The 5,430-nt window shown below is 64.8% G+C and carries 8 protein-coding genes and 1 pseudogene; 2 read left to right on the top strand and 7 right to left on the bottom strand.

Annotated features, from left to right (window positions below):
* From FVW20_RS06680 to FVW20_RS06655, 6 genes are all read right to left on the bottom strand, one after another.
* Positions 1–505: SAM-dependent chlorinase/fluorinase (locus tag FVW20_RS06680; protein ID WP_196608818.1), on the bottom strand; the 505-nt coding region annotated here is incomplete at its 3' end.
* A gap of 373 nt (positions 506–878) precedes the next feature.
* Entirely contained in the window at positions 879–1,574 is a 696-nt protein-coding gene (locus tag FVW20_RS06675) for a redox-sensing transcriptional repressor Rex (protein WP_084559548.1), read from the bottom strand.
* A gap of 64 nt (positions 1,575–1,638) precedes the next feature.
* Positions 1,639–1,968, bottom strand: a complete 330-nt coding sequence (locus FVW20_RS06670; RefSeq protein ID WP_007523853.1) for an ATP synthase F0 subunit C — start codon at positions 1,966–1,968, stop codon at positions 1,639–1,641.
* A 55-nt stretch (positions 1,969–2,023) separates the two neighbouring features.
* Complete coding sequence (atpB, locus tag FVW20_RS06665) at positions 2,024–2,725, bottom strand: F0F1 ATP synthase subunit A (protein WP_012612519.1); 702 nt, start codon at positions 2,723–2,725, stop codon at positions 2,024–2,026.
* Between the two features lie 3 nt (positions 2,726–2,728).
* Entirely contained in the window at positions 2,729–3,163 is a 435-nt protein-coding gene (locus FVW20_RS06660) for an ATP synthase subunit I (protein WP_012612518.1), read from the bottom strand.
* A complete protein-coding gene (locus FVW20_RS06655; protein ID WP_012612517.1) occupies positions 3,135–3,410 on the bottom strand; it encodes an AtpZ/AtpI family protein in 276 nt (91 codons plus the stop codon). Before FVW20_RS06655 ends, FVW20_RS06660 begins: the two co-directional genes overlap by 29 nt.
* A gap of 248 nt (positions 3,411–3,658) precedes the next feature.
* Here FVW20_RS06655 and FVW20_RS06650 point away from each other — a divergent pair, with 248 nt between their 5' ends.
* Positions 3,659–4,120 carry a pyridoxamine 5'-phosphate oxidase family protein gene (locus tag FVW20_RS06650; protein WP_196608817.1) on the top strand — a complete coding sequence of 154 codons (462 nt, stop codon included), beginning with the start codon at positions 3,659–3,661 and terminating at the stop codon, positions 4,118–4,120.
* Positions 4,121–4,401: 281 nt separating this feature from the next.
* A complete protein-coding gene (locus FVW20_RS06645; RefSeq protein ID WP_196608816.1) occupies positions 4,402–4,992 on the top strand; it encodes a cytochrome c family protein in 591 nt (196 codons plus the stop codon).
* A 165-nt stretch (positions 4,993–5,157) separates the two neighbouring features.
* On the opposite strand, the pseudogene FVW20_RS06640 reads toward FVW20_RS06645, so the two are convergent.
* A pseudogene (locus tag FVW20_RS06640) lies at positions 5,158–5,430 on the bottom strand (23S rRNA (uracil(1939)-C(5))-methyltransferase RlmD); the annotation flags it as partial.

Genomic DNA, 5,430 nt, shown 5'->3' with positions numbered 1-5,430 from the left:
CGGCCAGCGGGGCGAGCACGTCGCGTCCGTGAAAGGTGGCGCCTTGCGGATCGGGCAGGCGGGTCGGGTCAAGCCTGCGCAGCACGGCGTCGGGGCGCGCCTCCGCCGCCAGGTGCAGCAGGCCGTTGTCCGGGGCCAGCATCACCTGTCCGCCGCTTTCCATGGAGACAAGGCCGCGTGGTGAGCCCACGCCGGGGTCCACCACGCAGATGAAGATGGCCCCGGCAGGAAAGTGCGGATGGCTGGCCGCCAGGAAGAAGGCGGCGGTTTCCACGCGATGGGGCGGCACGCCGTGCGAAATGTCGATGACCGGTACCGAGGGAGCCAGCCGGTGCAGCACGCCCTTCAACTGGCCCACGTACGGGTCGTCCAGCCCGAAATCCGTCAGCAGGGCGAAGCAGCGGGCATGGGCGCGGGGTTTTCCGGATGCGGACGCGGGTGCGGAGGACGCGGGCATGGCGGCTGCCGGGCAGGCCGATGCGGATGGGCGATGGGGGGTGTCCATGGGCGTTCCGTGGTTGTGGAGGAGGGCGGCACGTTCAGTTCGCGGCGTGGTGGCGGGAGCGTGCTTTGGCGCCGCACTGGCACATGCCGGACGAGCGGCATGGTTGTACCCTAGCGCGGGCGCGCAACGACCACAAGCGCGGGGCACCTGGAAGCCGGAAGCGCCGCGGGGCGGAGTGGGTTGCACGACCATGGCTCCCGCGTATGGCGGCGCTTGCTTCGGAACCGCGGAATCCGCCTTGCGGCGGTTTCAGTCACGTAACCGCGGGACTCGCCAGGAGGGGGTGCCTGTCCATAACCATGGAACCCGCCTTGCGGCGGGTTCCATGGCGCAGCGGTGAACGGCTGCGGAGCGTGAGCGGCGCGTGGGCTGATCAGCGGTTGGCCCGGTCGAAGGTGATGTTGAACGACAGTGCGTAGAGGTGGTGGAAGAAATCCACATACTCCACGAATACGTCGTCCGGCACCGTGATGCGCGCAGGCGCGAAGTTGAGAATGCCCTTGATGCCCGCGTCCACCAGATGGTTGGCGGCGCGCTGGGCGCGTTCCGGCGGCGTGGTGATGATGCCGATCTCGACGTCGAGGTCGGCCACCTTTTCCTTGAGCCGCTTGGTGCACACCACCTCAAGGCCGGAGACTTCCTCGCCGATCTTGAAGGGGTCGCAGTCGAAGGCTCCCACGATGTGGAACCCGCGCAGCTTGAATTCCTTGTGATTCAGCAGCGCGCGGCCCAGGTTGCCCACCCCGACGAGCACGGTGCTCCATTCGCGGTTCACTCCGAGAACGCTGGTGATGGATTCGATGAGGCTCTTGACGTAATAGCCCACGCCACGCACGCCGAACTCGCCGAAGTAGGCAAGGTCCTTGCGGATTTGCGAAGCGTTGACGTTGCACGCCTTGGCCAGCGGTTCGGAGGATATGACGTCGGTCCCTTCACGCAGCAGGTTTTCCAGCACCTGCACATACACGGCAAGGCGCTGGATGGTTGCGCGGGGAATGTGTTCACTCTTGGGAGTCTGCATGGCTTGATTGGTCTCTCGTTTGGCGGATGTCGTACGGCGAACCGCCATAATGCTGAAAAAGGAGGCCGTTTGCAACGGCCTCCTTCCGTACGGACGAATCGAGGCTCGCGAACTAGCCCACGAAGGGGTTGGCGACGAGCAGGATCAGGTTCACCACGAGGGCGTAGATGGCGAGGGATTCGATGAAGGCCAGGCCCAGGATCAGGGTAACCATGATCTTGCCGCCCGCTTCGGGGTTGCGCGCGGTGCCTTCGCAGGCAGCCTTGAGGCCCATGCCCTGACCGAGGCCGCAACCGGCGGCGGCGATGGCCATGCCGATGGCGGCGGCGAGGCAGGTCAGGCCAAGCGCGCCGGCGTCCATCTTGCCGTCAGCGGCGAAGGCAAGGGCGGCAAAGGACATCAGGGCCACGGTGTTCAGGGCGATCATCAGAAACTTGCGCATGACAAACTCCTCTTTGCGTATGGTTGTTTTGGTCGGTTGACCATTCCCTTCGAGATTAGTGGGCGTGTTCGAAAGCGCCCTTCAGGTAGATCATCGTCAGCATGAAGAAGATGAACGACTGAAGAACCTTGCCCAGCAGGAACAGGAAGTACACCGGGATGGTGCCAACGATGGGAGCCATCAGGAAGAACAGCACCATGACGATTTCTTCACCGCGGATGTTCCCGAACAGACGCAGCGTCAGCGAAAGCGGGCGCGCGGTGTGCGAGATGAGTTCCAGCGGCAGCATCAGCGGCGTGAGCCACCACATGGGACCCATGAAATGCTTGATGTAGCCCGGCCCCCAGCGCTTGATGCCCTGGTAGTTGTAGTACAGGAACACGAAGACGGCCATGGCCGCGTTGGTGTTCACGTTGGCCGTGGGCGCATCGCAGCCGGGGATCAGCCCCAGCAGGTTCTGGAAGAGAATGAACAGGAAGATGCCGCCAAGCAGCGGGAACACCTTGCGTCCATCCTCGCCGATGTTGGTCACCACGAAGTCTTCAAGACCCCCGATGACCACCTCGAAAACGTTCTGTATGCCGCCGGGTACCAGTTTCAGCCCGCCGCGGACCAGAAGGCCCAGGCTGAACAGGACGGCCATGGCACACCACGTGTAGAAGACATGCTTGAATTCGACGGTCGCTCCACCGATGGTGACCTGATCCACATGCAGCAGCGTGGACCAGAGTACCGGATGCGGCAATCCACCAGCCATTCCCTACGCCTCCTTCACTTTTTGTCCTGCGCCCCTGGCTATTCCCCACGCGGCGATGCTGAGAACGCACGTGGACAGCCCCGCCAGCAGCGCGGAGACAGAGACCTTTAGCCAAACGATCAGGCCGAAAAGGACCAGACCGGTAAGCAGCAGCCGACCGTAGAATCTGAACATGAGCCCGGCCGCCATGGCGCGCGTGTACGGCAGGAAAACGATGCCCTGCACGAACTTGGCCAAGGCGTAGAAATTGAAGGTCGAAAGCGCGGCCCCCACGCCGAACCACAACCCCCAGTCCCAGAAAGGCGCGCACGCAACCCCGGCAAGCAAGGACGCCCCCGAAACCAGAATCTGGCAGCGCAGCAAAAGGCGGATTTCCGACGCGCGGAACCCCTTGTGCCACAGCCATTCATCAGTCTTTCGGGCCAAACTTTTCAGCATCTTCCTTGTCCTGGGCCTTGAGGAGCCTTCGCGAGTCCAGCCAGACGTTCTTGAACCCGGCCACGATGCCGAGAATCAGGAACACCCCGGTGAGCCACGGCTTCGTTCCCAACCAACGATCAAGGTACCAGCCCATTCCCAGGCCGACCACCGTGGCCGACACCATGTGCAGCCCGATGACCCCGGCGGTGGAAATGGCGTCGAGGTATTTCTTGTCGTTGATTTTGAACCAATTATTGAAGAACATAGGCACCGTCCCGTGGCTTTCGCGCCCATTCATGATAGAGCGGTTGCCGGGGGCACTTCGTGCAAACGTTCACAAGTCGGGTCGTGTCTAACACAGCGGGCGGTGGGCGTCAACGCGGCGGGGCGGAGTTCGTGAAAAAATTCCCCACCGAAGTGTCGGACATGTTTGCTGATTGCCTGAACAATTCAACTGAACAATTCAACTGCGCGCGGCGGACTGTCAGGGGCCGCGACCACATCGGGGGCACCATGCGGCACAAGGACAGGGAAGTGACCGACGCGGCGGAGATATGGGCGGGCGTGGCCGCCAGCCTGTGGATGACCATGGCGTTGTGCGACGGCATGGAGCCGTATGCGGTACCCCTGTCGTTCGGGCTGGCGGACGGGGCCATTTATTTCCACTCCTCGCGCAAGGGGCACAAGGTGGAACTGCTGCGGCGCGGCGGAACGGTCTGTTGTTCGTTCGTGCCTTACGCCGACGTGGTCAGGCCGGATGACGGCACGGGCTGCAGGTTTTCCATGCGCTTCCTGAGCGTGCTGGCCTGGGGGCGGCCCGAGGAACTGCACGACGCCGCCGACGTGGCCGTGGCGGTGCGCGCCCTGCTGGCCGCCGTGCAGGCCCCGGATGCCCCGGTCAACGGGGATGCCGTGGGCCGTACGGCGTTTTTCCGGCTGGTGCCGGACAGGATGACCGCCTCGCGCCACGCATAGTGTCGGATGGCGTTGCGGATGGGGCGGCGGGCGCCGCAGGCCCTGGGTGCAAGGTCCGGCCCGGGAGCCTGTGGTCGAAAACGTGTGCCCCGAAGTCGTGTGGCCGGAAGGCCTGCGCCGGAAAACGTGAAATCAGGGCGCGTGTGCCCGGAAGGCTCGCGAAAATATTCATGAAGGCTGGACTGTTCGATTGTAACGCGATACCAATGCGCCACGGCGCATAACGCTGCGCCGTGCCCGCCACCACGTCAAACCGCCGGACCTGCCATTGGGGGGATGCCATGCGCCTGACCGTGCCTGCCGTTGTGTGCCGCCGCCCGAACTCCATCCAGTCTCCGATCCAGCCTGCCGCCCCGGCTTCGGCCCGGTCCCTGTCCCCGGCTTCGGCCCGGGCTTTGTCCGTACCGCTCGCGGCGGTCCTGCTGGCCGGGCTGTTGGTGCTGGTCGGTGCCGGTCAACCGGTATCCACGGCCCTGGCAGCCGAAGCGCGCAGCTACGTGGGCACCGACGCCTGCGCCCCCTGTCATGCCGATCAGCACGCCACCTTCCGCAAGTACGCCAAGAAATCCAAGTCCGCCCACAGCGTGCAGGTGATGGCCCCCAAGCTGAGCAGGGAAGAAGTGCAGGGCTGCTACGCCTGCCATACCACGGGCTACGGCAAGCCGGGCGGGTTCGTCAGTTTCGAAGCCACTCCCCATCTGGCCGACGCTGGGTGCGAGGTCTGTCATGGTCCCGGTTCCGCCCACGTGGATTCGGGGGGCGACGTTTCGCTCATCGACAAGCCCACCATGGAGGGCTGCGTGGCCTGCCACAACGAGCAGCGGGTGCGCAGCTTCAATTTCAAGCCCTTGCTGCATGGCGGGGCGCACTAGGCATTTTTGCAGCCGCACTGGACGAAAACGCCCGCCGCATGGTGCTGACCATGCGGCGGGCATCGTTTTTCCGGGCGGGTTGCGCCCTTCCTGCGTCTGGCTGTCTCATGCCCGGGCCGGGCTACGCGCCCGAACAGGGCCGCGCCATTCCGCAGGCTTGGCGGATTATTCCCCGGCGCGGGTCAGCAGGGCCACGCATTCCACGTGGGGCGAATGGGGGAACAGGTCGACCGGACGCGCCTCTTGCAGCGCATACCCGCGCGTGGTGAACAGGGCCACGTCGCGGGCCATGGTGGCCGGATTGCACGAAACGTAGACGATGCGCTCCGGCTGGTGGGCGGCCACGGCCTCCACCACGTCCTCGTGCAGGCCCGCGCGGGGCGGATCCATGACCACGATGCGCGGCGACACGCCCTCGCCGGGCCGCTCGCGGCGCAG

The sequence above is a fragment of the Nitratidesulfovibrio oxamicus genome (assembly GCF_015731765.1).
GTDB classification, from domain to species: domain Bacteria; phylum Desulfobacterota; class Desulfovibrionia; order Desulfovibrionales; family Desulfovibrionaceae; genus Cupidesulfovibrio; species Cupidesulfovibrio oxamicus.
This window is presented reverse-complemented; position numbering and strand designations above follow the sequence as displayed.